The sequence below is a fragment of the Geopseudomonas aromaticivorans genome (genome assembly GCF_019097855.1).
Lineage (GTDB): Bacteria > Pseudomonadota > Gammaproteobacteria > Pseudomonadales > Pseudomonadaceae > Geopseudomonas > Geopseudomonas aromaticivorans.
Genome location: NZ_JAHRGL010000012.1, coordinates 1 through 25302 on the forward strand (window position 1 = coordinate 1; position 25302 = coordinate 25302).

At 65.9% G+C, this 25302-nt stretch carries 21 protein-coding genes; 17 read left to right on the forward strand and 4 right to left on the reverse strand.

The genetic code is table 11. The annotated features are described in order from the left end of the window. Positions 1 to 111: 111 nt before the first annotated feature. Both KRX52_RS04605 and KRX52_RS04610 read right to left on the reverse strand, forming a co-directional pair. Positions 112 to 1878: an NACHT domain-containing protein gene (locus KRX52_RS04605; protein ID WP_217679990.1), complete on the reverse strand. Its 1767-nt coding sequence runs from the start codon at positions 1876 to 1878 to the stop codon at positions 112 to 114. A gap of 100 nt (positions 1879 to 1978) precedes the next feature. Next, on the reverse strand, positions 1979 to 2380 hold the full coding sequence (locus KRX52_RS04610; protein WP_217679991.1) for a DUF1176 domain-containing protein: 402 nt from the start codon (positions 2378 to 2380) through the stop codon (positions 1979 to 1981). A gap of 249 nt (positions 2381 to 2629) precedes the next feature. Here KRX52_RS04610 and KRX52_RS04615 point away from each other — a divergent pair, with 249 nt between their 5' ends. The 6 genes from KRX52_RS04615 to KRX52_RS04640 all read left to right on the forward strand — a co-directional run bounded on the left by KRX52_RS04615 (position 2630) and on the right by KRX52_RS04640 (position 10471). Further along, positions 2630 to 3829, forward strand: coding sequence for an acyl-CoA dehydrogenase family protein (locus KRX52_RS04615; RefSeq protein WP_254797400.1), 1200 nt, complete (start codon positions 2630 to 2632; stop codon positions 3827 to 3829). 17 nt (positions 3830 to 3846) lie between these two features. Beyond that, positions 3847 to 4923 carry a 3-ketosteroid-9-alpha-monooxygenase, oxygenase component gene (locus KRX52_RS04620; RefSeq protein WP_217679992.1) on the forward strand — a complete coding sequence of 359 codons (1077 nt, stop codon included), beginning with the start codon at positions 3847 to 3849 and terminating at the stop codon, positions 4921 to 4923. Between the two features lie 67 nt (positions 4924 to 4990). After that, positions 4991 to 5893, forward strand: coding sequence for a VOC family protein (locus KRX52_RS04625; RefSeq protein WP_217679993.1), 903 nt, complete (start codon positions 4991 to 4993; stop codon positions 5891 to 5893). A 364-nt stretch (positions 5894 to 6257) separates the two neighbouring features. Next, a complete protein-coding gene (locus KRX52_RS04630; RefSeq protein WP_217679994.1) occupies positions 6258 to 7919 on the forward strand; it encodes a DUF1302 domain-containing protein in 1662 nt (553 codons plus the stop codon). 72 nt (positions 7920 to 7991) lie between these two features. Then, positions 7992 to 9314: a DUF1329 domain-containing protein gene (locus KRX52_RS04635; RefSeq protein WP_437439686.1), complete on the forward strand. Its 1323-nt coding sequence runs from the start codon at positions 7992 to 7994 to the stop codon at positions 9312 to 9314. After that, complete coding sequence (locus KRX52_RS04640) at positions 9314 to 10471, forward strand: helix-turn-helix transcriptional regulator (RefSeq protein WP_217679996.1); 1158 nt, start codon at positions 9314 to 9316, stop codon at positions 10469 to 10471. Before KRX52_RS04635 ends, KRX52_RS04640 begins: the two co-directional genes overlap by 1 nt. Positions 10472 to 10482: 11 nt before the next feature. On the opposite strand, the gene phaC is transcribed toward KRX52_RS04640, so the two are convergent. After that, positions 10483 to 12189, reverse strand: coding sequence for a class I poly(R)-hydroxyalkanoic acid synthase (gene phaC, locus KRX52_RS04645; RefSeq protein ID WP_217679997.1), 1707 nt, complete (start codon positions 12187 to 12189; stop codon positions 10483 to 10485). A 338-nt stretch (positions 12190 to 12527) separates the two neighbouring features. On the opposite strand from phaC, the gene KRX52_RS04650 reads away from it, so the two are divergent. Further along, complete coding sequence (locus tag KRX52_RS04650; RefSeq protein ID WP_217679998.1) at positions 12528 to 13637, forward strand: tetratricopeptide repeat protein; 1110 nt, start codon at positions 12528 to 12530, stop codon at positions 13635 to 13637. Positions 13638 to 13908: 271 nt separating this feature from the next. Beyond that, positions 13909 to 14139 carry a hypothetical protein gene (locus KRX52_RS04655; RefSeq protein ID WP_217679999.1) on the forward strand — a complete coding sequence of 77 codons (231 nt, stop codon included), beginning with the start codon at positions 13909 to 13911 and terminating at the stop codon, positions 14137 to 14139. A gap of 68 nt (positions 14140 to 14207) precedes the next feature. Here the strand turns inward: KRX52_RS04655 and KRX52_RS04660 are convergent, their stop codons facing one another. After that, positions 14208 to 14993 carry an enoyl-CoA hydratase gene (locus tag KRX52_RS04660; protein ID WP_217680000.1) on the reverse strand — a complete coding sequence of 262 codons (786 nt, stop codon included), beginning with the start codon at positions 14991 to 14993 and terminating at the stop codon, positions 14208 to 14210. A 138-nt stretch (positions 14994 to 15131) separates the two neighbouring features. Here KRX52_RS04660 and KRX52_RS04665 point away from each other — a divergent pair, with 138 nt between their 5' ends. The 9 genes from KRX52_RS04665 (at position 15132) to KRX52_RS04705 (ending at position 25147) form a co-directional block, all read left to right on the forward strand. Next, a complete protein-coding gene (locus KRX52_RS04665; RefSeq protein WP_217680001.1) occupies positions 15132 to 15914 on the forward strand; it encodes an SDR family oxidoreductase in 783 nt (260 codons plus the stop codon). Between the two features lie 74 nt (positions 15915 to 15988). After that, positions 15989 to 16948, forward strand: coding sequence for a bifunctional MaoC family dehydratase N-terminal/OB-fold nucleic acid binding domain-containing protein (locus KRX52_RS04670; RefSeq protein ID WP_437439687.1), 960 nt, complete (start codon positions 15989 to 15991; stop codon positions 16946 to 16948). Between the two features lie 10 nt (positions 16949 to 16958). Next, the gene (locus tag KRX52_RS04675; RefSeq protein ID WP_217680003.1) at positions 16959 to 18092 is read left to right on the forward strand and encodes an acyl-CoA dehydrogenase family protein; all 1134 of its coding nucleotides are present in this window, start codon (positions 16959 to 16961) and stop codon (positions 18090 to 18092) included. Beyond that, positions 18064 to 18483, forward strand: a complete 420-nt coding sequence (locus KRX52_RS04680; RefSeq protein ID WP_217680004.1) for a MaoC family dehydratase — start codon at positions 18064 to 18066, stop codon at positions 18481 to 18483. The genes KRX52_RS04675 and KRX52_RS04680 overlap by 29 nt, the downstream gene beginning before the upstream one ends. A gap of 19 nt (positions 18484 to 18502) precedes the next feature. Further along, positions 18503 to 19678 carry a lipid-transfer protein gene (locus KRX52_RS04685; protein WP_217680005.1) on the forward strand — a complete coding sequence of 392 codons (1176 nt, stop codon included), beginning with the start codon at positions 18503 to 18505 and terminating at the stop codon, positions 19676 to 19678. Positions 19679 to 19688: 10 nt separating this feature from the next. Next, on the forward strand, positions 19689 to 20858 hold the full coding sequence (locus tag KRX52_RS04690) for an acyl-CoA dehydrogenase family protein (protein ID WP_217680006.1): 1170 nt from the start codon (positions 19689 to 19691) through the stop codon (positions 20856 to 20858). A gap of 240 nt (positions 20859 to 21098) precedes the next feature. Further along, on the forward strand, positions 21099 to 22289 hold the full coding sequence (locus tag KRX52_RS04695; protein ID WP_217680007.1) for an acyl-CoA dehydrogenase family protein: 1191 nt from the start codon (positions 21099 to 21101) through the stop codon (positions 22287 to 22289). A gap of 10 nt (positions 22290 to 22299) precedes the next feature. Further along, positions 22300 to 23442 carry an acyl-CoA dehydrogenase family protein gene (locus tag KRX52_RS04700; protein ID WP_217680008.1) on the forward strand — a complete coding sequence of 381 codons (1143 nt, stop codon included), beginning with the start codon at positions 22300 to 22302 and terminating at the stop codon, positions 23440 to 23442. Between the two features lie 16 nt (positions 23443 to 23458). Beyond that, positions 23459 to 25147, forward strand: a complete 1689-nt coding sequence (locus KRX52_RS04705; RefSeq protein WP_217680009.1) for a class I adenylate-forming enzyme family protein — start codon at positions 23459 to 23461, stop codon at positions 25145 to 25147. The last annotated feature ends 155 nt before the right edge of the window (positions 25148 to 25302 follow it).

Consider the following 25302-nt stretch of genomic DNA (forward strand, 5'->3'; position numbering starts at 1 on the left):
AGGGGAAGCCCCCGGCAAATGCTCTTCGGGGGCAGGAAACTGAGTCCAGGGGGATGAAGTAGCCCGATTTTGGCCTGCCGAGCAGGTCTGTCGCGAATGGGGAGGGCTATTTCAGACCTTCCCTAGGCTGTCAATGGCGCTTTCGTTCTTACGCTTGAGTATTTTGTAGGCGTCGTATGCGGCCTGCAAGTAGCCAATAGAGAATGCGCCACGAGAATTGAGTATGTCTGCCATTAGCGGCGTCTTGTATGTAACGCTTTCTGTTTTGAGTTTTATTTCCCCATCTTTACTGCCGTGCCTTTCAAGAAGCCATCTGTGGTTATCCTCGAAATAGTCATCTTCTGGAAAACTATATGTTTCGCATATGTAGACCGCCATGTGAATAATTGCGCATATGTTTGCCTCTGTTCCTGGGTATGTTGCGTATATTTTTTCTTCGTCCAGTGTTATGGATTCGTAGGCGCGCTGCATATATTTCACGGCATGAGTAATTCCCACTTTATCCCTGACGCCTATTTCGGAGAAGAGATCCTTAAGTTTTGGGGTGATAAGGACCCTTTCGACCAGGTCAGGGTTTATCTCAAGAAGTAAGTTTATGACGTTGTCTGACGTCATGTTTTTCCAGTATCTATTTATAAGTCTTTCTTGGATCTCTGGGGAGGCGCACGAGATGTGAAGTGCAACAAAGTACTCTTGGAACGACCTGTGCGAGAAAGCAATCTCCAAGCCGTCTTCAATGAGAAGACATGCTGCGCTTAGTAAGTCTGACAAATAATCGTCAGATTTGAATTCTTTCTTAAGGGATGCCTTTGCTTTCTCTATGAACTGAAGGCAGTCAACTCTAGGCATTTTAAATATTCGTCGATCATATGTTTGTAGCGCGAATAGCGAGAAGACTCGAGAGAAATCCTGAATATCTAACTCGCTCTTCCTGCTCCTACTATAGCCACCTTTGTTTGCATCATGCCTTTGAAATAAAGCTTCGTATGCTTGGTTATAAAAAATGCTAAGTTTCGAGGGTATTTCAGCATTTTCGCCATAGGTGAGCAGCATGATGGATAAAAGCAATGGATTTGATAAGAATGACTCATGCTTTTCGAATAATCCATCTGACAGGGCGCCAATGAACTTATATTTTATTTCCTGGTCGAACGGAAGCTTACTTATCAGATTTGAAGCAGACTCTAAATCAAGCGGCTGCATTCGAAAAACACTAAACCTTTCAATTCCATTGAAGACATCGTCAGGCCTTGATGAAATAAAGATTGGGCAGTTTTTGAATTTTTCCGAGGATTTCAATATCTGCTTGATAAGGTTCTTTCTTAACGAGTGATCGACTTCGTCATAGCCATCCAAGAAGAAACAAAAATGGCCTTCTTTTTTGGCTTTTTCCACATAGCTTCCGGAAACGTCAAAGCCATATAGGTCGAGTGTTTCTACGATGTAATCCTCTAGTGAGGATTTTCCAGAATTTAAATCACGCAACTCAATTAAAATTGGTACATATTTCTTTTGAGACATACAGTCAAGAAAAAGATGCCGCATTAGCACGCTTTTCCCGCTGCCGCCAGTGCCGGTTATTACAATTCGATTTGAATAATCTAGGCAGGAGTTGAATTTCGGGATTGGTATGCTCTGGGTTCCGCTGTAAATCCCAGTAGGGATGTAGTAGTCATAAAGATCTACCGCCTGATTTCTTATAAAAAAAGATTTTGATTTTGAGTATTTTTCTCTCGTGTTTTGTAGATATTCAGAGTATGCGGTTTTTAACTTTATTTGGACTGTCTCATCAATCGAGCCAAATGCCCTTTTCCCAAGCTGCCAAATTTTATCCAAGTTACTTGAAATAAATTCAGCTGCAATCTTGCCCTCGTCCAACTTTACTTCTCCTTTTTCAATTTTGCTTGATTGTAAATTTTAAATTGACCTGGATTGTTTGGTGGGCCGCTGGGTGAATGAATATGAATTCTCCCCTAACTCAACATGATCCATGATGCTTGCGTGGAAACATAGATTCGGATGATGTGGTTCTCCGGCTCCCCAAAGAATTCCATCTGGTCACATCTAGGCCGCAGCGGTTGATACTCATCGCCAAACGGAACTCGGCTGGCAGTTGCTCCAGCGCGCTGTAGTCGACGAAGTAGCCGAGCTTCACCTGGCCAGTGACTGGCTGTTGGGGGCCGGCCTTGCGGGTTAGCAGCACCGACACGGGGAGCTGGTCGTCGTCGCTCTGGTAGCCGGCGGCGCGGCAGGTGCGGGTGTTGTCGCAGGCCAGTTGCCAGTTGTGGTGGGTGAAGCCGACGCCGGCAGGGGTGGTCTCCTGCGCCCACAGCGTTGCCGGCAGCAGCGCGAGGATCAAGGGCAGGGTTGGGCGGGTCATGCGGGGTCTCCTTACCGGGTGATGTCCTTGGCGAGGCGTCTCGGCCCCGGCGCTGTTATAGCAACCCGCAGCGTCCTTCGGCCAATTGCCGCGATATATTTGCTCCAGATCAACAAAACCCCCACTACCCGCGTGGCTAATCCATTCGGATGATGTTGCCCCCCGGCCCCCGCCAAAGAATCCATCCCGTGTCACACAGGGCGAGCCGCCACTGAAACGCGGGCGGCCCGCGACGTTTTCCCGCAGTCCATGGGTGAGTCGATGGAGCAAACAACAAGAATTTCCCCCGAGGAGCTGGTGGCCCGTGCGCGGGCGCTGGTGCCGCTGCTGGCCGAGCGTGCCGCGCAGGCCGAGGCCGAGCTGAAGGTGGCCGACGAGGTGATCGCCGCGCTGCAGGAGGCGCAGCTGTTCCGCGTCATGCAGCCCAAGCGCCACGGCGGCTTCGAGTTCGGACCCAAGGTGTTCGCCGAGATCCAGCAGACGCTGGCCGAGGGCTGCATGTCCACCGCCTGGATGTACGGCGTGGTGGCGGTGCATCCGTGGCAGCTGGGGCTGTTCCCCGAGCAGGCGCAGCAGGAGGTGTGGGGCGAGGATGCCTCGACGCTGATCGCCTCGACCTACATGCCGGTGGCCAGGGTCACGGAAGTGGAGGGCGGCTACCGCATCAGCGGGCGCTGGGGCTTCTCCACCGGCTGCGAACACTGCGACTGGGTGTTCCTCGGCGGCAACATCACGCCGGGCGCCGGCAAGGGCAACAGCTACCGCACCTTCCTGGTGCCGAAGAGCGATTTCCGTATCGAGCGCAACTGGGATGTGATCGGTCTGCGCGGCACCGGCAGCCACGACATCGTGGTCGAGGACGCCTTCGTGCCCTTCCATCGCACCCACGCCACCCAGCAGCACGACGACGCGGCCAACCCCGGCCGCGAGCTGAACAACGCGCCGCTGTACCGGGTGCCGTTCGCCCAGATGTTCATCCCGGCGGTATCCAACGCCTGCCTCGGCGGTCTGGCGGCGGCCATCCAGCACTTCAAGGACTACGCCAAGCAGGGCATCAGCAAGAACGTCGGCATGCGCACGGTGGACGATCCCAACGCGCAACTGGCCTACGCCCGCGCGGTGGTGGCCCATGAGCAGATGGTGGAGAACCGCAAGCGCCACTACGAGGTGCAGATGAGTTATGCCGAGCGTGGCGAGGCGGCGCCGGTCAACGAGCGGTTGCGCCAGCGCTACCAGCTCGCCCAGGTGGCCAACGAGTGCGCCCACCACATCAACGAGCTGCTGCGCTGCTGCGGCGCCACCGGCACCTACCGCAGCAATCCGCTGACGCGGATCTTCCTCGACGTGTTCACCGGCCGCGCGCACATCGCCAACAACGTCGACCTGTTCGGCCGCGCCTTCGGCTTCATCGCCCTCACCGACCAGACCACCACCGACAGCTTCCTCTGAGCCCAGGAGACCCGATCATGTCCATGAACCGCGCAAAGATCATCGCCGACCCGATCCCCGAGCGTTACGCCCGCGGCTGGCACTGCCTGGGCTCGGCCCAGAAGTACAAGGATGGCAAGCCGCACACGGTGAACGCCTTCGGCTACCGCCTGGTGGTGTTCCAGACCTCCGACGGCGCGCTGCAGGTGCTCGACGCCTGGTGCCCGCACATGGGCGGCGACCTCAGCCACGGTCGGCTGGACGGCGACAAGGTGGTGTGCCCATTCCACGGCTGGCAGTTCGACCGCGAGGGCAAGGCGGTGAGCATTCCCTACTGCAAGCGCGTGCCGCCGAAGGCGCGGGTGGGGCGCTGGGCCACCGCCGAGCTGAACGAGGCGCTGTTCATCTGGCACGACCCGGATGGCAACCCGCCGATCGAAGGCCAGGAGATCCCGCGCCTGGAGGAGCTGGACTCGCCGGAGTACAGCGAGATGCACTGGGCGGAGTGGGTGATCAACGCCAACAGCCGCGAGCTGGTGGACAACATCGTCGACATGGGGCACTTCGACGAGACCCACCAGTCACCGTCGCTGTTCTTCGCCAACCTGTTCGAGGGCCACAAGGCCACTCAGGTGCAGATCTCCGGCTCGCGGATCATGAGCGCGGGCGAGGCGGTGATCACCTACGCCACCTACTACGGGCCGGGCGTGCTGCTGGTGTCGCTGAAGGGGCCGTACAAGGGTCACTACATGGAGACCATCTACATCGTCGGCAACACGGCGATCGATCACAACAGCTTCACCCTGCACTTCGGCGTGGCGACCAAGAACATCCCGGGGCTGAGCAAGCCGGAGAACCAGCAACTGATCGCCGAGTGGACGGAGCTGCAGTGCGTCGCCCTGGGCACCGACGTGGCCATCTGGGACAACAAGGTGCGCATCGGCAACCCGATGCTGTGCGAGAGCGACGGGCCGATCTACCACGCGCGCAAGTGGTACGACCAGTTCTTCCAGCCGATCAACGAGGCGTCTGAGGAGTCGACCCGCCGCTACGAGCACGAGATCGACATGGACTACGTCGGCGTGAAGCCGGAACTGCGCCACCTGCGCGGCTGATAGCCGAACAGTGCGCCGGGCGGGGCGATGCGATGGCCCCGCCCGGCGCCGCGACGAGGAGAATCCGATGATGGACATTCGTGGACTGGCCTATGTGGTGGCGTCGAGCTGCGACCTGGGCGCCTGGCGCCGGCAGGCCGAGCAGGTGCTGGGCATGATGGTGGAGGAGGGGCCGCTGGGCGACCTCTATATCAAGATGGACGAGCGGCCGTTCCGCCTGTTCGTGTCGAGCGGGCCGGCCGACCGCTACGTGGCCAGCGGCTGGGAGCTGGCGGGCGAGGAAGCCTTCGAGCAGGCCTGCGCGGAGCTGGAGCGCGCCGGGGTGCCGTTCGAGCGCGGCTGCGCCGAGCTGTGCTCGGTGCGCCGGGTCAACGGCCTGGCCAGCCTGCGCGACCCGTCCGGCAACCTGCACGAGCTGGTGTGGGGCGTGTGTTCGGACTTTCGCCGCTTCGTCTCGCCGGCCGGCGTGCCGGGCTTCGTCACCGGCGAGCTGGGTATGGGGCATACCGTGCTGCCGGCGGCGAACTTCGAGGAAACCTGGGCGTTCCTGCGCGATGTCATGGGCTTCGGCCTGTCCGACATCCACCGCTTCCGCCCCGTGCCGGACGCCCCGGCCATCCCCATCTACTTCCTGCACTGCAACAACGGCCGCCACCACAGCCTGGCGCTGTTCGGCGCGCCGGTGCCGAGCGGCTGCGTGCACCTGATGGTCGAGGTGGACAACCTCGTGGAGGTCGGCCGCGCCCACGACCGCATGCAGCGCGCGGGCGTGAAGCTGATGGCCACCCTCGGCCAGCACGTCAACGACCGCATGACCTCCTTCTACATGGCCACCCCCTCGGGCTTCGCCATCGAGTACGGCTTCGGCGGCTTGGTCCTCGACTGGACGCGGCACAGCGTCTACGAGGCCAGCGAGGTGAGCGTGTGGGGCCATGATTTCGGCGTGGGGTTCAACGCGCCGGCGGGCTGAGGGCCTGCCCTGGATCTGCTGCGCTGGCCCTCCGGAGCAGCGCTGAAGAGCTCGTCATTCCCGCGCAGGCGGGAATCCAGAGGGGAGGCATCTGGGCTCCCGCCTGCGCGGGAGCGACGGCAAGGGGGCTGCAGTGTTTCGCGGCGCCCGTAAGCGCGAACAGGCGCCCCCCGGACGTACTGTCGAGCACATCACGCCCGAATCTCCCTCAAATGGATGATGTGCCGGCACCCGCCCCCTTCCCACACTGACCCCGTCCCCGCCGCGCCGGTTCCACGCGCGGCGGGGCCATGGACCTGCCCGCGTGGTGGCGTTGCCCGAGCGCGGGCCTGCAATGCCAGAACAACAATAATCCGGAGGCAGTATGCCCAAGGCAGCAAGAAAGGAGTGCCGGCGCGCCGGCCAGCCGCCGTACCTGCGCGAGTTGCTCGCAGTCGCCGTGGCATTGAGCAGCGGGGCGGTGAACGCCCTGCCGACCGTCGAACTCGGCGAGTCGACCACCCTCGAGTCGTCGCTGACGGTCAACTACACCGCCTCGATGCGGACCGAGAAGGCCGACGACGAGTACCTCAACGATCTCAACGCCGATGACGGCACGCGCAACTTCGACCGCGGCTCGCTGATCACCAACCGGGTCAGCCTGTTCGGCGAGGCGCTGCTGCGCCACGACAACCTCGGCGCCATGCTGCGCGCCAGCCACTTCTACGATGCGGCCTACCGGAGCAGCAACGACAACGACTCGCCGCTGACCGTCAACAAGATCGGCGCCCACGACCATTTCACCGAGAAGACCCGCGAGCGCAGCGGCGGCGAGTTCCGCCTGCTAGACGCCTTCGTGTTCGGCAGCTGGGACATGGACGGCCACTACCTGTCGGCCAAGGCCGGCCGTCACCTGGTGGCCTGGGGCGAGAGCCTGTTCTGGCCGAACATCAGCCAGGGCCAGGCGCCAGTGGACGCCACCAAGTTCAACGTGCCGGGCACCGAGGCCAAGGACGCCTACCTGCCGGTCGGCCAGGTATCGGCCAGCTACACGCTGACCGACGACCTGACCCTGGTGGGCTTCTGGCAGTACAAGTGGGAAGAGACCCTGCTCAGCCCCGTGGGCGACTACTTCGGCAGCGACTACTTCGGCCCGGGCGCGGAGTTCTACCGCCTGGCGCCGGGGGTGATCGGCAATCTGCCGGACCAGAGCTTCCGGGTGGTCAACTACGCTGGCGAGGTGGAGCCGGACGACGACGGCCAGTGGGGCCTGGGCCTGCGCTACCAGCTGGCCCAGAACACCGAGGTCGGTCTCTACCACTACCGCTACCACGACCGCGTGGCGGCGCTGTTCTTCGACTTCACCGGCAGCACCCAGTACTCCTCGCTCAAGGACGTCGGCCGCGGCACCGGGGCGGGTAACGCGCCGGCCTACCAGCTCGGCTACTTCGACGACATCGCCCTCACCGGGGTGAGCCTGAGCACCAAGCTCGGCGATGCGGTGCAGATCGGCAGTGACCTCAGCTACCGCGAGGACGCCGCGGTGTACCTGTCCAACGGCGCGCCGACCCGCGGCAACCTGATCCAGGGCAACCTCAATGCCGTGTACATCCTCGGCCCGAGCGCCCTGGCCCACCAGACCACGTTGATGGGCGAGGTGATGCACCAGCGCATCGACAGCGTCGACACCCTACACGTCAGCGGCGGGATGCCGGGGCAGAACGGCAGCTTCGACGAGTTCGAGTACGACGGCCAGACCCGCGGCAGCACGCTGCTCGGCGTCGGCGCGATGTTCGACTACCCGAGCCTGTTCAGCGGCTGGGACCTGACCACCAAGGTGTTCTGGAACCAGAACGTCTCCGGCAGCGCCTTGTCCGGCCTGGGCCGCGACGAGAAGCGCGTCACAGTCGGCGGCGACTTCAAGTACCTGGGCAACTTCCAGGTCGGCATGACCTACGTCGGCTACCTCGGCTCGGCCGACATCGCCAACGGCCGCACCCTGGCGGATCGCGACTACGTGTCGCTGAACGCCAAGTACACCTATTAAGAAGGGGATGGACCCATGAAGAAGCACACGCAACTCGCCATCGCCTGCGGCGCGCTATTCGCGCTCGGCGCCATGCCGGCGCTGGCCAATGCCTCGGCCGAGGAACGGGCCAAGCTGGACAGCAGCACCTACACCTGCATGGGCGCCGAGCGCGCCGGCAACGCCGACGGCAGCATTCCTGAGTACTCCGGCAAGTGGCTGGGCGCGCCGCCGCATGTGAATTTCCAGGGCACCGGTAACCATCCGCTCGATCCCTACGCGGACGAAAAGCCGCTGTTCACCATCACCGCGGCCAACATGGCCGAGCACGGACAGCACCTCACCGATGGCATGAAGGCGCTGTTCAAGCTGTATCCGGACACCTTCCGCATGCCGGTCTATCCGTCGCATCGCGACTTCCGCTTCAACGACAGTGTGTGCGAGGCGACCAAGGCCAACGTCGGCTACGCCCACCTGACCGATGACGGCGAAGGCGTGGTGGCCAAGACCGGCGGCACGCCCTTCCCGATGCCGAAGAATGGCCTGGAGCTGCTGAAGAACGCCTCGCTGTTCACCGTGCGCCCGTGGACCGAGGAATACATCTCGGACAACGCCTATGTGCTGCGCGACGGCAAGGTCAACTGGGGGCGCGTCCACTCGAAGAACCTGGCGCCGCACCTGGAGCCGGGCCGCATCGGCGACACCAGCGGCCAGTCGTCGTTCTACCTCAACCAGACCCTGCTGCCGCTGCGCGACAAGGGCGAGGTGAACACCGGCATGGAGTTCTGGAACGACAAAACCGAGCCGCGCCAGAGCTGGCGCTACGACCCGGGCACCCGCCGCGTGCGCCAGGCCCCCGGTTATGGCTTCGACATGGCGTTTCCCGGTTCCGGCGGCTCGATCACCGTGGACGAGGTGCGTCTGTTCAACGGTTCCGGCCAGCGCTACGACTGGAAGATCGTCGAAAAGAAGGAGCTGTACATCCCCTACAACGCCTATCGAATCCACTCGCCGGAGCTCAAGTACGCCGACTTGATCAAGCCGGGGCATATCGACCCCACCCACATGCGCTACGAGAAGCACCGCGTGTGGGTACTGGAAGGCACCCTCAAGGCTGACTACCGTCACCTGTACGGCAAGCGTCGCCTGTACATCGACGAGGACACTTGGTTCCCCATCGTCGCCGACAACTACGACAGCCGCGGCGAGCTGTGGCGCACCTCGATGCTCAACTTCTTCTACGCCTACGAGACCCAGACGCCACAGGCTGGCGTCGGCCTGTACCACGACCTGCTGGAGAACACCTACCTGGCGTTCAACCTGATCAACGAGCAGCCCAAGGGCTACAAGCTGAACGCCCCGAACTTCCGGGCGGCGATGTTCGGGCCGGAAGCCGCGCGCCGAGGCGGGCTCTGATGGACGGGGCAGGGGGCGCGTGCGCCCCTTGCCTCGCCGCAGGCACCAGCTACGCCGAACTGCAGGGGCTGATCGGCCTGGTCTACGACGGCCTGCTCGAGGACAAGCCGTGGAACGCGCTGCTCGACGCCTTGCGCCGGCAGTTCCGCGCCAACTACGCCTCGCTGACCATCCGCCTGCCGAGCGCCGAGGATCGCGGCATGGTGGTGTTCGCCGGCGAGGCGCGGCCGCACATCCACGCCCTCTACAGCAGCTCGCTGTACGCGGTCGACCCGTTCGTCAACCTGCCGCGCGACACCGTGGTGATGCTCGAGGAGCTGATCGACGAGGGCGAATGGCTGGCCAGCGTGATCTACCGCGATTTTCTCGAACCGCTGCAGGTGCGCTACATGATGGGCGCCGACATCCGCAGCGACGACGGCCGCGAGCGCGAATTCCGCCTGCGCCTGAGCCGTCCGCCGCAGAGCGGGCCATTCAGCGAGACGGAGCGGGCGTTGTGCGGCCTGCTGCTGCCACACCTGCGCCGCGCGCTGCGCCTGTACGCCCACCTCGACCGGGTGGAGAGTGCCTGCCGGCTGTACGTCGGCACCCTGGAGCGCATGGGCATCGGCTCGATCCTGCTCGACGAGGCCGGTGGTATCTGCCGGATCAACCGGGCCGCCGAGGCCATCCTCGCCGAAGGCGACAGCCTGCAATTGCACAACGGCATGCTCGAAGCCGTCGCCCCGCGCGACGACCGCCGCCTGTGGCGGCTGATCAAGCAGGCCGCCGCCGGACGCAACGGCAGCGGCCTGGTGGAAGCCATCGCACTCGACCGCGGGGGCCAGCCCGGCGGGCTGAGCGTGCTGGTACGCAGCATCCCGCTGGCTGCCGAAGCCGGCCGCGCGGCCGCCGTCGAACTGATCCTGCGCGACAGCAGCCGCCCGGCACAGCCCTCCGAACCCCTGCTGCGCCAGCTCTACCAGCTCACCCCGGCCGAGGCTTCGCTCGCCGTGCTGCTCGGTGAAGGCCTGACCCTCGAGGAAAGCGCCACGCGCCTGGGCATCAGCCGCAACACCGCGCGCAGCCACCTGCGCGCGGTATTCGCCAAGACCGGGGTGAAACGGCAGACCGCGCTGGTGCAATTGCTGTTGTGCAGCGTGGTGGCGCTGGATTAAGGGCGCTTGGCTCAGCTGCGGGCCAGCACGTACTGGCCAGGGGCGGGCTCCAGCGGCGGGTAGTCGGCCGAGCCGAGGCGGGTGATCGGCTTGCCCTGTTTGCCGGCATGCTGGCCCAGCCAGTGGGTCCAGTCGAGCCACCAGCTGCCGGGTTGTTCGGTAGCGCCTTCCAGCCACTGATCCGGATCGGCCGGCAGCGCATCGCTGGTCCAGTAGTTGCGTTTGTTCTTCGAGGCGGGGTTGATGATGCCGGCGATGTGGCCCGAAGCGCCGAGCACGAAGCGGGTCGGCCCCTTGAGCAGACGTGCGCTGGTGAAGGCGCTGCGCCATGGCACGATGTGGTCCTCGCGGGCGCCGACAACGTAGGTCGGCATGTCCAGTCTGGACAGGTCGAGGGTTTCACCGCAGACCTCGAGCTTGCCGGTCTTCAGCTCGTTCTGCAGGTAGGTGTGGCGCAGGTACCAGCAGTACATGGCCCCGGGCAGATGGGTGTGGTCGTTGTTCCAGTAGAGCAGGTCCAGCGAGCGCGGCTTCTGGCCCTTGAGGTACTTGTCGACGCCGTAGTTCCACCACAGCTCGTTGGGGCGCAGCAGAGAGAAGGTGTTGCCCATGTCCTCGCCGCGGAACAGGCCATAGTGGCCGCCCGCGCCGCCGATGGCGTGCTCGCGATAGCGGACGATCTTCTCGTCGATGAACACCCCGAGCACGCCGGGGTCCTCGAAGTCGAGCAGGGTGACCAGCAGGGTCAGGCTGGCCGCCGGCTTTTCGCCACGCGCGGCGAGCACGCCGAGGCCGCAGGCCAGCAGGGTGCCGCCGACGCAGTAGCCGAGCAGGTTGAGCTGCTGTTCGCCGCTGATCGCCTGGGTGACCTTGATCGCCTCGACGATGCCCTGCTCGACGTAGTCGTCCCAGGTGGTGGCGGCGAGGCTTTCGTCGGCGTTGCGCCAGGACACCAGGTACACCGGATGGCCCTGTTCCAGCGCATTGCGGACGAAGGAACTCTCCGGCTGCATGTCGAGGATGTAGTACTTGTTGATCGCCGGCGGCACCAGCAGCAGCGGACGCTTGTACTGGGTTGCACTCTGCGGCGCGTACTGGATCAGCTGGAACAGCGGGTTCTGGTAGACCACCTGGCCGGGCGTGGTGGCCAGGTTGACGCCCACTTCGAAGGCAGCGCTGTCGCACTGGCGCAGCTTGCCTTCCTTGAGGTCGCTGGCCAGGTGCAGCAGGCCGCTGAACAGGCTGGCCCCGCCGGTGTCTATCGCGCGCTCGAGCGCTTCCGGGTTGCTGCCCAGGAAGTTGCTCGGCGCCCCGGCGGCGATCAGTTGCTCGACCAGGAAGGCGAGTCGCGTGCGCAGCTTGGCCGAGTCGATTGGCAGCAGATCGAGCAGACGCATCAGGAAGCGCGAGTTGAGCAGGTAGAGCGCCGCCAGCGAACCGAACAGCGGCTGGTTCCAGGCGCTGCCGGCAAAGCGCGAGTCGGTGAAGGCGAACGGCTGCTGAGTGAGCATCTGCATGCCTAGCGTGGCCCACTCGCCGTTGTATTCGCTCTGCAGGCACTCAAGGGCGGCGGCGTCGACCTCGAACCAGGCATCGGTGTCATGGTCCCGGAACCAGGGGCTCTGGCGGACCCAGGAGCGCAATGGCTCCAGGGCTGCGCGGGCAACGAAAGGCAGGTTGGCCGAGAAGAAGGCGGAGAAGGGCGGCATGTTGTGCATTGTTTTACCCGATGTTCTGCAAATGAGGTCCCGCATCCGCAACAGAGGCTGGATCGCGTGGCCGGATGGGCAGGCAATCTAGGGACTGGTGCTGGCAACTGCTTACCATCCAGCGACAGACGTTTAGCATTGCGTGACAGGCCTGCTGGCGGTGATTGCGGCGCTGGCCTTGGAGATTTGGGCGACGGCCAATGCGGAGGGTGCCGCTTGCTGATAGCTCGCATGCTCGGGAGAGGCCGCTTGAAACCAGGCGATTGCCGACTGGTTCACACTATCGCTGCAGATTCGGACCACCCCTTTGGGTAGGCTGTGCCGATTCCAACGGACTGGGATCTTTCATGAATATCCGCACGCTTTTCCTCGCCACCTGTCTGCTCCATCCCCTTGCCCAGGTTCAGGCCGCCTCGCTCGAGGTGACGACCATTCAACTGCGTGCCGCACTGGGCGATGTCCAGTCCCTGGTGCAGCTCGGCAATCGTTATTACCACGGCAATGGCGTGCCGCAGGACTTCGGCAAGGCGCTGGCCGCCTATCGCGAGGCAGCCGAAGCGGGCGATGCCAAGGCCCAGCTCTACCTTGCCGGCATGTACTACAGCGGCAAGGGCGTGGCAGCGAACCTCGAGACGGCAGCCGACTGGTATCGCAAGTCGGCTGGGCAGGGGGATAGCCAGGCCCAGCTCCAGCTGGCGGCCATGTACGCTTACGGCAAGGGCCTGCCGCAGGATCCGGCGCAGGCGGCCGCTTGGTATCGCAAGGCCGCCGAACAGGGAGATGCCGTGGCCCAGCGCTATCTCGCCAGCCTGTACTACCACGGCAGGGGTGTCTCCCGGGATCTGGCGCGGGCCGCGCGCTGGTATCGCAAGGCCGCCGAGCAGGGTGATGCCGAGGCCCAGCGCCACCTGGGCAACATGTATGCCGACGGCAAGGGTGCGCCGGCAGACCTCGCGGCAGCCGCACACTGGTATCGTCAGGCAGCGGAACAGGGCGATGCTCAGGCCCAGCTGGACCTCGGCAAGATGTATTCGCTGGGCAAGGGGATGCCGCAGGATCTGGTTCAGGCCGCGAACTGGCTGGGCAAGGCGGCGGAGCAGGGCAATGCAGAGGCGCAGGCCGGTATCGGCTTGATGCTCTATCGCGGAATCGGTATGGAGCAGGATTACCCGCAGGCGGCGAACTGGTTCCGCAAGGCAGCCGAGCAGGGCGATGCGCGGGGGCAGGCCTTCCTCGGTGGCATCTATTACAAGGGACAGGGAGTGGCCCAGGACAAGGCACAGGCATATGCCTGGATATCACTGGTGACGACCAGCGACAAACCGCTACCACCCGAAGCACGACAACTGACCGTCAAGGCGTTGGTAGAGCTGGAGGCGGAATTGTCCGCCGAAGATCTGGCCCGAGCGAAAGGACTGGCTAAGGAGTACGCCGAAAAATACCGGCGTGCCGGCTGACTCGGCCGCTCCGCGTAGGGTGCGCCGTGCGCACCTTGTCCGCATGCGGATCAACGGCTCACTGGCCGGTGCGCATGGCGCACCCTACGGCAAGGTGTTCGGGTCATTCCGACTCGCTTTGTAGTCGGGACGACACGCAAATGTGCGTGTCGCTTTGACCGCAAATACCTGATCATTGCACTAGGTTATTGATCTGCAAGTCCCCGCACGCCTGGCACGCTTCCTGATTGGTCTTCTGCAACTGCTGAAACCCGTTGTGGAGGTACCTGAAATGTCTGGTGTGCTCGAATCCCCGGCAAACGTCTTCAATCTGGCGAACAACCTGATCCTGGCCGGCGTGGCGATCCTGATCGTCGGCGTGCTCGGCGCCTACGGCTTCGACAAGCAGATAGGCCTGCGCCTGGTGGTCGGCGCGCACATGCTGACCATCGTCGGCCCGTCGCTGGTCAAGCTCGGCTACGTGATGCGCCTGTCGGTGCAGGACAAGCTGGCGGTGAGCTGAGCGGGCTGTCACGACGGCCGAGGTGAGCTCTCGTAGGCGCGAATGAGATCGCCCGGCAGGGAATTGCCTCAGCGCCCCTCGAAGCGCGGTTTGCGCTTGTCGATGAACGCCTGCATGCCTTCCTTCTGGTCGCGCGAGGCGAACAGCAGGGCGTTGGCCTTGCGTTCCAGGGCCAGGCCCGCCTCCAGCGAGGCGTCCATGCCGGCGAGGATCACTTCCTTGATCTGCTCGGCGGCCAGTGGCGGCATGGCGGCGATGTCGCGCGCCATCTCCAGGGCGCGTTCCTGCACCTCGGCATCATCCACCAGTTCGCTGACCAGCCCGGCGACCCAGGCCTCCTCGGCGCTGATCGGCGCGCCGGTGAGGGCCATGCGCATCGCCTTGGCCTTGCCCACCGCGCGCACCAGGCGTTGGGTGCCGCCGATGCCGGGCATGATGCCGATGCGGATTTCCGGCTGGCAGAAGCGCGCGCCGCGCCCGGCGACGATGATGTCGGCGTGCATAGCCAGCTCGCAGCCGCCGCCGTAGGCGTAGCCGCATACCGCGGCAATCACCGGTTTGGGGCAGTGCTGGATCGGCGCCCAGACCCGCTCAGTATGCCGCTGGTAGATGTCGATGGCACCGACGCCGGCCATGCTGGTGATGTCGCCACCGGCGGCGAACACCTTGTCGCCGCCGGTGAGCACGATGCAGCGCACCGCCGCGTCCTCGCCCAGTTCGGCGAAGTGCCGTGAGAGCAGCGCCTGCAGTTCCAGGCTCAGGGCGTTGGTGGCCTGCGGGCGGTTCAAGCGCAGGCGCGCGACGCCTTCGGCGGGAAAGTCGAGAAGCACGGGGAGGAGGTTGTCGGCGGCCATGCGCGGCCTCTCTATAAGGCAGGAGGGATGGCGGCATTGTTCGCAGGTGTGCCGCCGTCACTCATCGTCCATTTGAACGACGAGTTCGGCGAGGGGCAGTCCCTAGAGTGAAGCCATGCAGCTATCAAGGAGCATGCAATGGCTACTCAGAACCTCGATTTCGCCGGCAAGGTGGTGCTGGTCACCGGCGGCACCAAGGGCATAGGCGCGGCCATCGCGCAGAGCTTTCTCGCCGCCGGCGCCCGCGTGCTGGTCTGCGGTCGCAACGCCCCGGAGACACTGCCGGAGGCCGACGGCCGCCAGGCCGAGTTCCTCCCCGCCGACGTGCGCGACAGCGATTCGCTGGCCACCCTGTTCGCGGTGATCGAGGAGCGCTGCGGGCGGCTCGACGTGCTGGTCAACAACGCCGGCGGCAGCCCCCACGTGCTGGCCGCCGAGGCTTCGCCGCGCTACCACGAGGGCATCATCCGCCTCAACCTGATCGCCCCGCTCAACGTCGCCCAGCACGCCAACCGGCTGATGCAGCGCCAGGAGCAGGGCGGGGTGATCGTGTTCATCGGCAGCATCAGCGCCCTGCGCCCCTCGCCGGGCACCGCCGCCTACGGCGCAGCCAAGGCCGGCGTGCTGGCGCTGGTGACCTCGCTGGCGGTGGAGTGGGCGCCCAAGGTGCGCGTGGTCACCGTCAGTCCGGGGCTGGTGCAGACCGAACAGGCGCACCTGCACTACGGCGACGAGGCGGGCATCGCCGCGGTCGCCGCCACCATCCCGGCCGGGCGCATGGCCAGTCCCGAGGACATCGGCAACGCCTGCCTGTACATCGCTTCCCCGCTGGCCGGCTACGCCAGCGGCTGCAACCTCCTGCTGCACGGGGGCGGGGAGAGTCCCGCATTCCTTGCCGCAGCCAATTCCGCCCATCAATGACCGAAGCCGGCGCGTCCGCCGTGCGGCGGTGCGCCCTCAACTCCGAGGAGAACATCTTGGCTGAACAAGAATTCATGCCCGCCGTGCGGGCCATGGTGGGACGCGAGTACGGTCGCGTCTACGCCTGGGACGCGGTCAACGCGCCGATGATCCGCCAGTGGTGCGAGGTCATGGGCATCGACAACCCGCTGTACCTCGACGCCGACTACGCGGCGACCAGCGAGCACGACGGCATCGTCGCGCCGCCGGCGATGCTGCAGGCCTGGTGCCTGGAAGGCCTGCACATGAACAACTACGCGCCGGGCTCGACCGACGAGAACCCCTACGAGGTGCTCAAGCTGCTGGAAGCCAACGGCTTCGCCTCGGTGGTGGCGGTCAACTCCGACCTGAGCTTCGACCGCTACGTGAAGCTCGGCGAGAAGCTCTACTACACCACCCGCCTGGACGCGGTGGGCGACGAGAAGACCACCGCGCTGGGCACCGGCTACTTCGTCACCCTGGTGATGACCTTCTTCTCCGAGCAGCCGGAGGGCGACGAGAAGGTCGGCCAGCTGCTGTTCCGTGTGTTCAAGTTCCGCCCGGCCAATCCGGTCAAGCCGGCCGCGGAGGGCGACGGCGCGTCCGCGGTGCCGAAGTTCAAGCGGCCCAAGCCCGGCATCAGCGACGACACCCGCTTCTTCTGGGAAGGCTGCGCCGAGGGCAAGCTGCTGATCCAGCGCTGCACCGCCTGCAACACCCTGCGCCATCCACCGGGTCCGGTGTGCTCCAGCTGCCACTCCTTCGACTGGGACAGCGTGCAGTCCTCGGGCAAGGGCACGATCTATTCCTTCGTGGTCATGCACTACCCCGAGGTGCCGCCGTTCGACTACCCGAACCCGATCGGCCTGATCGAGCTGGAGGAGGGCGTGCGCCTGCCCGCCGGCCTGGTCGGCGTCAAGCGCGACGAGCTGGCCATCGGCCAGGCCGTGCAGGTCGAGTTCCACACCTTCGACGACGAGCTGATCCTGCCGATGTTCCGGCCGGTGGCGCAGTGAGGAGCCGAGCATGGATTTCCAACTGAACGAAGAACAGCGCGCCATCGCCGACATGGCCGGCAGCCTGTTCGCCGACTACTGCAGCGACGACCGCCTGCGCGCCTTCGACACCAGCGGCGAGCCGTTCATGGCCGAGCTGTGGAAGAGCTGCGTGGAGACCGGCCTGCATTCCCTGGCCATCCCCGAGGACTTCGGCGGCAGCGGCCTGGGCATGACCGAGCTGATGCTGGTGCTGGAGGCCCAGGGTCGCGCGCTCGGCCAGGTACCGCTGTGGCGCCACCAGCTGGCCGCCGCGACCCTGGCCAAATTCGCCGCCGACAGCAGCGCCGAGACCGTGCAGGCCGCCGCCGAGAGCCGCCGCCTGCTGACCTTGGCGCTCGACGGTCTGGCCAATGCCCAGGGCATCGCCCTGCAGGCCACGGAAGTCGCCGGCGGCTGGCAGCTGGACGGCACGGTGTCTGCCGTGCCGCTGGGCGCCAATGTCTGCCAGGCGCTGCTGCTGGCCAAGGTGGCCGGCGCGCCGCGCCTGCTGCTGGTCGACCTCAACGCCGCCGGCATCGACAAGACCGCCGGGGTGTTCACCCAGGGCGAGGCGGTCGCCGACCTGCGCTTCAACTCCGTGCTGGTGCCGGCCGCGGCGCTGCTGCCGGCCGCCGCGCTGGACTGGCTGGAAAGCCGCGCCATCGCCGCGCTGGCCGCCCTGCAGCTGGGTGTTTCCGCCGAACAGATCCGCCGCACCGTCGAGTACGTCAGCGAGCGCCGCCAGTTCGACCGCGCCATCGGCAGCTTCCAGGCGGTGCAGATGAGCATGGCCGACGCGCACATCGCCGTCGAAGCCCTGCGCTCGGCGCTCTGGCAGCTGGTCTGGCGCCTCGACGCCGGCCTGCCGGCGACCTCCGAGGCGCTGGCCACCAAATACCTCGCCTGCGAGGCCGGCCATCTGGTCGGCCACAAGGCGCAACACGTGCACGGCGGCATCGGCGTCGACCTGACCTATCCGATCCACCGCTACCTCTACTGGAGCCGCGCCCTGGGCATCACCCTCGGTGGCGCAGCCGCGACCCTCGAGCGCCTCGGCGACTGGCTGGCCAACAACGACAAGCTGGGATGGAAATATGACCTCGAAGAAAACCAAGGCATTTGACGAAGTGCTCCCCGGCCAGGCGCTGCCGGAGCTGGCGATCCCGATCACCGTGCAGCTGATCACCGCCGGCGCCATCGCCACCCGCGACTACTTCCCCGGCCACCACGACAAAGACGCCGCGCGCCAGCTCGGCTCGCCGCACGTGTTCATGAACATCCTCACCACCAGCGGCCTGGCGCAGCGCTATGTGGAGGACTGGGCAGGCCACGGCGCGCGCTTCCAGGATCTGAAGATCAAGCTGGGCGCGCCCAACTACCCGGGCGACACCATGACCTTCAGTGGCGAGGTGAGCGCACGCGACGAGGCCAGCCGCACCGTGCAGGTGACGCTGAAGGGCAAGAACTCCATGGGCAACCACGTGACCGGCACGGCCACCCTGGTGCTGCCGTAAGGCGCAGGAGAGACAGGATATGACGACCAATTCGATTTCCGGACGCGCGGCCATCGTCGGCCTCGGCGCGACCGAATTCTCCAAGAACTCCGGGCGCACCGAGCTGCGCCTGGCCATGGAAGCCACCCTGGGCGCGCTGGCTGATGCCGGCATCGACCCGTCCGAGGTGGAGGGCTTCAGCTCCTACACCATGGACAACGTGCCCGAATACGAGGTGGCGCGCCTGCTCGGCTGCAAGAACGTCAAGTTCTTCTCGCAGATCCCCCACGGCGGCGGCGGCGCCTGTGCGCCGATCATGCACGCGGCGATGGCCGTGGCTACCGGCGTGGCCAAGGTGGTGGTGGTGTACCGGGCGATGAACGAGCGCTCCTGGTACCGCTTCGGCAAGCCGCACGACTTCGGCGGCGCGCCGATCTTCGACGCGGTCAACTACGGCTGGTACATGCCGCACGGCCTCCACACCCCGGCGGCCTGGGTCGGCATGTTCGCCCAGCGCTACATGCACACCTACGGCGCTACCAGCGAGGACTTCGGCCGTGTCGCCGTGGCGGTGCGCGACTTCGCCGCCACCAACCCGGCGGCGTTCTTCTACGGCAAGCCGATCACCCTCGAGGAGCACCAGGCCTCGCGCTGGATCTGCGAGCCGCTGCACCTGCTCGACTGCTGCCAGGAGTCCGATGGCGCGGTGGCCATGGTCATCACCTCGGCCGAACGCGCCCGCGATCTCAAGCAGAAACCGGTGATCATCAAGGGTGCCTCGCAGGGCATCGCCGAAGGCCAGCAGAGCATGACCTCGTTCTACCGCGAGGACATCACCGGCCTGCCGGAGATGGGTGTGGTGGCCAAGGAGTTGTACGCCCAGTCGCGCCTCGGCCCGCAGGACATCCAGACCGCAGTGATCTACGACCACTTCACCCCGTTCGTGCTGCCGCAGCTGGAGGAGTTCGGCTTCTGCAAGCGCGGCGAGGCCAAGGACTTCATCCGCGACGGCCTGCACGCCCGCGGCGGCAGCCTGCCGATCAACACCCACGGCGGCCAGCTCGGCGAGGCCTACATCCACGGCATGAACGGCGTGGCAGAGGGCGTGCGCCAGGTGCGTGGCAGCGCGGTCAACCAGGTTGCCGGCGCGGAGAACGTGCTGGTCACCGCCGGCACCGGCGTACCGACCAGCGGCCTGATCCTGGGCGCAGCATGAGGAGCGCGACATGTTCGTCGATCTGACCCCCGAGCAACACGCCCTGCGCCTGAAGGTGCGGGACTACTTCCAGAACCTGATGACTCCCGAGCTGCGCAGCCAGCTGCGCGGCAAGGAAGGCGGCGACCTGTACCGCCAGACCATCCGCCAGATGGGCCGCGACGGCTGGCTGGCGGTGGGCTGGCCGAAGGAACACGGCGGCCAGGGCTACGCGGCCACCGAGCAGCTGATCTTCTTCGAGGAGGCCAACATCGCCGGCGCGCCGCTGCCCTTCGTCACCATCAGCACCGTCGGTCCGGCGCTGATGGAGTACGGCACCGCGCTGCAGAAGGAGAAGTTCCTGCCCGGCATCGCCGCCGGCGAGATCATCTTCGCCATCGGCTACTCCGAGCCGGATGCCGGCTCCGACCTGGCCGTGCTGAAGACCACCGCGCGCCCGGAGGGCGACCACTTCGTGGTCAACGGCAACAAGCTGTGGACCTCCGGCGCCGAGGCGGCCGACTACATCTGGCTGGCCGCGCGCACCGACCCGGAGCGCCCGCGGCACAAGGGCGTGTCGATCCTGATCCTCGACACCAAGCTGCCCGGCTTCTCGACCACGGTGATCCCGACCTGCAGCAACCCCACCGCGGCCACCTACTACGACAACGTCCGCGTGCCGGCCGACATGCTGGTGGGCGAGCTCAACGGCGGCTGGAGGCTGATCACCGCGCAGCTCAACCACGAGCGTCTGGGCCTCGGTTCCTGGTCGGACAAGGTGGCCGGGCTGTTCCGCCGCGTCTACCTGTGGGCGAAGAGCGCGGACGAACAGGGTCGCCGCGCCGTCGATAACGGCTGGGTGCGCAGTGCGCTGGCCGAGTGCTACGCGCGCCTGGAGGCCATGCGGCTGATCAACTTCCGCATCGCCGCCGACCTCGAGCACGGGCAGATGGATGTGGCGCTGGCCTCGACCACCAAGGTCTACGGCGCCGAGTCGGCCATCGAGATCCTGCGCAAGCTGTCGGAGATCGTCGGCGCCAACGGCCTGATCCGCGAGGGCTCGGCGGCTTCCCTGCTGCAGGGCGAGCTGGATTACGAGGTGCGCGCCTCGGTGACCCTGACCTTTGGCGGCGGCACCAACGAAATCCAGCGCGAGCTGATCGCCCAGTTCGGCCTCGGCATGCCGCGTACCGTCCGCTGAGTGTAGGGGCGATTTATTCGCCCCTACAGGCCGGGAAGTTGGCCTCATGCAAAGGAGTGGGGGGGCCGAGCTTGGTAAGTCCTTGTAGGGGCGTATTCATTCGTCTTGCCACGGGCTATTGGCGAATAAATTCGCCCTTACGGGTACTACCCGAGTGCCGTACTGGGAGATGCAGGGCGAAATCCGCTACATTGCCGCTGGGGGCATGGCCCCCGGCGCACGACAGAAGGACAACAACAGATGAGCGCAATCGACGATTTCCGCCAGGAAACGCGGGCCTGGCTCGAAGCCAACTGCCCGCCATCGCTGCGCACCCCGACGCCCGAGGGCGAGCTGGTGTGGGGCGGCAGCAAGATCGAATTCAGCAGTGAAGACCAGCGCCTGTGGTTCGAGCGCATGCGCGACAAGGGCTGGTTCTGCCCCGACTGGCCGCGCGAGTACGGTGGCGGCGGGCTGTCGCCGGCCGAGCTGGCGGTGCTGGAAAGCGAGCTGCGCCGCCTCAAGTGCCGGCCGGCGCAGATCAACTTAGGGATATGGATGCTCGGCCCGGTGCTGCTCGAATACGGCAGCGAGCAGCAGAAGCGCGACCTGCTCACCCCCATGGCGCGCGGCGAGATCCGCTGGTGCCAGGGCTTCTCCGAGCCCAACGCCGGCTCCGACCTGGCCAGCCTGAAGACCAGCGCCCGCGACGAGGGCGACCACTTCGTGGTCAACGGCACCAAGATCTGGACCTCCTACGGCGACAAGTCCGATTGGATGTACGCCCTGGTGCGCACCGACGCCAGCGCGCCCAAGCATCTGGGCATCAGCCTGATCGTGCTGGACATGCGCTCGCCGGGCATCAGCGTCAGCCCCATCGACCTGATCAGCGGCAAATCGGCGTTCTGCCAGGTGTTCTTCGACAACGTCAAGGTGCCCAAGAGCCAGCTGATCGGCCCGCTCAACGGCGGCTGGACCCTGGGCAAGAGCCTGCTGCAGCACGAGCGCAAGGCCATGTCCAAGTTCGGCGAAACCAGCCTGCCGAACCACTTCCACCTGCTGCCGCTGGTCGAGCGCTACCTGCCCGAGCCGCGCAGCGCGGCCGACCAGGCCCTGCGCGCCCGCGCGCTGGCTTGCGCGATGGACGAACACGCCTACGGCCTCACCGTGCAGCGCATGGGCGAGGAAGCGCGCAGCGGCCAGGACATCTCCGGCCTGATGGCGATCATGAAGCTGGTGCACAGCGAGCAGGATCGCGAGAAGTTCGAGATCCTCCTCGACACCCTCGGCTACCACGCCCTCGGCTGGGAAGGCGACGCCTTCACCGGCGAGGAGCTGGCGATCACCAAGGCCTGGCTGAACGGCTTCGCCCTCACCATCGCCGGCGGCGCCTCGGAAGTTCAACTCAATGTCATCGCCAAGCGTGTGCTCGGCCTGCCGGACGCCAAGTGAGGAACACGCCATGAGCCTGATTTTCAACGAAGAACAACGGCTGCTGGCCGACACCGCGCGCGAGTTCCTCGCCGCGCGCAGCCCGGTGGCCGCGCAGCGCCGCCTGCGCGACGAGCGCGCGCCGCTCGGCTTCGACCCCGCGCTGTGGAGCGAAATGGTCGAGCTGGGCTGGAGCGCAATCCCGTTCCCCGAAGCGTTCGGCGGCCTGGACTTCGGCTGCCAGAGCCTCGGCCCGCTGTTCGAGCAGATCGGCCGCAACCTCAGCGCCAGCCCGCTGCTGTCCAGCGTGGTGCTCGGCGGTTCGCTGCTGCAGCTGACCGGCAGTGCCGAACAGCAGGAGCGCTGGCTGCCGGCGCTGATCGGCGGCGACAAGCGCCTGGCGCTGGCCATCGACGAGGGTGCCCGTCACGACCCGCTGGCCTCTGAGCTGCGCGCCGAGCGCTGCGAAGGCGGCTGGCGTCTGTCCGGCGCCAAGCTGTTCGTGGTCGACGGTGCGGGCGCCGATGCCTACCTGGTGCTGGCGCGCACGGCCGGGCAGCGCGGCGAGGCCCATGGCCTGTCGCTGCTGCTGGTCGAGGCCGGCGCTCCGGGGCTCACGGTATCCCCGGCGGCGCTGATCGACTCGCGCAACTGCGCTCGCCTGCAGTTCGACGGCGTGCTGGTTGGCGCGGACGCACTGGTCGGCGAACTCGACAACGGCCTGCCGGCGCTGGAGACGGCGCTGGATCGCGGTCGCGTGTGCCTGGCCGCCGAACTGCTTGGCGCCGCCCAGCAGCTGTTCGAAACCACCCTCGACTACCTGAAGACCCGCGTGCAGTTCGACGCGCCGATCGGCTCGTTCCAGGCCCTGCAGCACCGCGCCGCGCGCCTGTACGTCGAGCTGGCGCTGGCGCGCAGCGCGGTGATGGCCGGCCTCGCCGCCCTTGACGACGCCAGCCTGGACGCCGCCGAGCGCGGTCGCCTGGCCAGCCTGGCCAAGTGGAAGGCCGGCATCGCCGCCGACAAGGTCAGCAACGAGGCGGTGCAGATGCACGGCGGCATCGGCGTCACCGACGAGCTGGACGTCGGCCTGTACCTCAAGCGCATCCGCGTCGCCCAGGCCTGCCTCGGCGACAGCGACTATCACTGCCAGCGCTACGGCGCGCAGGCCTGAAGAGGGGAAACGGCAGATGACCGTGGAAAACTGGCAAGCCGCCTGGCGGCAACTGAGCGGCCCCGGCTCGCCCTACGAGGTGGTCAGCGACGGTGACGGCGGCCCGCGCTATTTTCGCAACGCCCAACCGGACCTGCTGACCGCGCTGAACGCCGGGCGCGCCCACGGCGAGCGCGAATTCGTGGTCTGGGAGGAGCAGCGGCTGACCTTCAGCGAGTTCTTCGCCCAGGTCGACCGCCTGGCCGCGCAGCTGCGCACACGCTTCGGCGTGCGCAAGGGCGACCGCGTGGCGATTGCCATGCGCAACCAGCCGGCCTGGCTGGTGTCCTTCGTCGCCACGGTGGCCAGCGGTGCCATCGTGGTGCCGCTGAACAGCTGGAGCCAGCGCGAGGAGCTGCTGCACGGCCTGGAGGATTCCGGCTCGCGCGTGCTGCTGTGTGACGCGGCGCGCCTGGCGCTGGTCGAGGGCGATCTGGATGGTCTCGACCTGCAGGCCATCGCGGTCGGCGCGGCGGAGCAGGGCGTGCGGGTGTGCGACTACGACGCGCTGCTCGCCGAGGCGGTGGAGTTGCTGCCGCCGCCGTTCTTCGAGCCTGACGACCCGCTGCTGATCCTCTACACCTCCGGCACCACCAGCAAGCCCAAGGGCGTGCTGTCCACTCACCGTGCGGTGTGCCAGGCGCTGGCCGCCTTCGAGTTCCAGGGCGCCTTCGCCGCGATGAGTTCGCCCGAGCGCATCAAGGCGGTAATGGCCAGCGGCTTCGCGCCGACCAGCCTGATGGCCGTGCCGCTGTTCCACGTCAGCGGCCTGCACGCGCAGTTCCTGCTGGCCCTGCGCAGTGGCCGGCGGCTGGTGCTGATGTACAAGTGGGACGCCGAGCGCGCCCTCGACCTGATCGAGGGCGAGCGCTGCACCCAGTTCAGCGGCTCGCCGGCGATGATGCAGCAGCTGCTGGCCGCGCCACGCTTCGCCAGCGCGGCCACCGCCAGCCTGTTCGGACTGGGCCTCGGCGGCGCGGCGGCCAACCCGGGGCTGCTGGCGCAGCTCACCAGCGTCAAGCCGAACGCCATCGGCGGTGCCGGCTACGGCATGACCGAGACCAACGGCGTGGGCGCGGCCATCGGCGGCGACCAGTTCGTCTACAAGCCGGCCACGGTCGGCTGGCCGCTGCCCATCGTCGAGGTGCGCATCGGCGACTCGCCCGACACCCCACAGGCGCCCGGCGCGAGCGGAGAAATCTGGCTGCGCTCGCCGACCCTGATGCGCGGCTACTGGCAACAGCCGGAGGCCACCGCCGAGGCGCTGCACGGCGGCTGGCTGGCCACCGGCGACGTCGGCTGTGTGGACGACGAGGGCTTCCTGCGCATCACCGACCGCCTCAAGGACCTGATCAACCGCGGTGGCGAGAAGGTCGCCGCCGCCGAAGTCGAGGCCTGCGCCAGTGGTCTGGACGGGGTGATCGAGGCGGCCGCCTTCGCCGTGCCGGACGAGCGCATGGGCGAGACGGTGGCGCTGGTGGCGCGGGTGCGCGAGGGCAGCGGGGTGGACGAGGTGGCGCTGCACGCGCACATCGCCGCACACCTGGCGGCCTTCAAGGTGCCCGAGCATCTCTCGGTCCAGCACGCCGAGCTGCCGCGCAACGCCTCCGGCAAGCTGCTCAAGCGCGAGTTGCGCGAGGACTTCGTCCGCCGCTTCCTGCGCTAGAACCGCCGTTTCAGACGCGCTGTAGAGTGCGACCGCACCCGAGCTTCCCACGGAAGACTCGGGTGCGGTCGTTGGCGCTTTCTGCCGCCGCAAGGATGCGCCAGAGATCCCGACCGGAAGCGCTTTCTTGTAGTCCTGACGGACGATGAGTCGGA

What these genes read in the sequence shown, in the direction of transcription:
- KRX52_RS04610 (WP_217679991.1), bottom strand. Translation starts at nt 2,380, where the DNA reads ATGACCCGCCCAACCCTGCCCTTGATCCTCGCGCTGCTGCCGGCAACG.
- KRX52_RS04615 (WP_254797400.1), top strand. Translation starts at nt 2,630, where the DNA reads ATGGGTGAGTCGATGGAGCAAACAACAAGAATTTCCCCCGAGGAGCTG.
- KRX52_RS04620 (WP_217679992.1), top strand. Translation starts at nt 3,847, where the DNA reads ATGTCCATGAACCGCGCAAAGATCATCGCCGACCCGATCCCCGAGCGT.
- KRX52_RS04625 (WP_217679993.1), top strand. Translation starts at nt 4,991, where the DNA reads ATGATGGACATTCGTGGACTGGCCTATGTGGTGGCGTCGAGCTGCGAC.
- KRX52_RS04630 (WP_217679994.1), top strand. Translation starts at nt 6,258, where the DNA reads ATGCCCAAGGCAGCAAGAAAGGAGTGCCGGCGCGCCGGCCAGCCGCCG.
- KRX52_RS04635 (WP_437439686.1), top strand. Translation starts at nt 7,992, where the DNA reads ATGCCGGCGCTGGCCAATGCCTCGGCCGAGGAACGGGCCAAGCTGGAC.
- KRX52_RS04640 (WP_217679996.1), top strand. Translation starts at nt 9,314, where the DNA reads ATGGACGGGGCAGGGGGCGCGTGCGCCCCTTGCCTCGCCGCAGGCACC.
- phaC (WP_217679997.1), bottom strand. Translation starts at nt 12,189, where the DNA reads ATGCACAACATGCCGCCCTTCTCCGCCTTCTTCTCGGCCAACCTGCCT.
- KRX52_RS04650 (WP_217679998.1), top strand. Translation starts at nt 12,528, where the DNA reads ATGAATATCCGCACGCTTTTCCTCGCCACCTGTCTGCTCCATCCCCTT.
- KRX52_RS04655 (WP_217679999.1), top strand. Translation starts at nt 13,909, where the DNA reads ATGTCTGGTGTGCTCGAATCCCCGGCAAACGTCTTCAATCTGGCGAAC.
- KRX52_RS04660 (WP_217680000.1), bottom strand. Translation starts at nt 14,993, where the DNA reads ATGGCCGCCGACAACCTCCTCCCCGTGCTTCTCGACTTTCCCGCCGAA.
- KRX52_RS04665 (WP_217680001.1), top strand. Translation starts at nt 15,132, where the DNA reads ATGGCTACTCAGAACCTCGATTTCGCCGGCAAGGTGGTGCTGGTCACC.
- KRX52_RS04670 (WP_437439687.1), top strand. Translation starts at nt 15,989, where the DNA reads ATGCCCGCCGTGCGGGCCATGGTGGGACGCGAGTACGGTCGCGTCTAC.
- KRX52_RS04675 (WP_217680003.1), top strand. Translation starts at nt 16,959, where the DNA reads ATGGATTTCCAACTGAACGAAGAACAGCGCGCCATCGCCGACATGGCC.
- KRX52_RS04680 (WP_217680004.1), top strand. Translation starts at nt 18,064, where the DNA reads ATGACCTCGAAGAAAACCAAGGCATTTGACGAAGTGCTCCCCGGCCAG.
- KRX52_RS04685 (WP_217680005.1), top strand. Translation starts at nt 18,503, where the DNA reads ATGACGACCAATTCGATTTCCGGACGCGCGGCCATCGTCGGCCTCGGC.
- KRX52_RS04690 (WP_217680006.1), top strand. Translation starts at nt 19,689, where the DNA reads ATGTTCGTCGATCTGACCCCCGAGCAACACGCCCTGCGCCTGAAGGTG.
- KRX52_RS04695 (WP_217680007.1), top strand. Translation starts at nt 21,099, where the DNA reads ATGAGCGCAATCGACGATTTCCGCCAGGAAACGCGGGCCTGGCTCGAA.
- KRX52_RS04700 (WP_217680008.1), top strand. Translation starts at nt 22,300, where the DNA reads ATGAGCCTGATTTTCAACGAAGAACAACGGCTGCTGGCCGACACCGCG.
- KRX52_RS04705 (WP_217680009.1), top strand. Translation starts at nt 23,459, where the DNA reads ATGACCGTGGAAAACTGGCAAGCCGCCTGGCGGCAACTGAGCGGCCCC.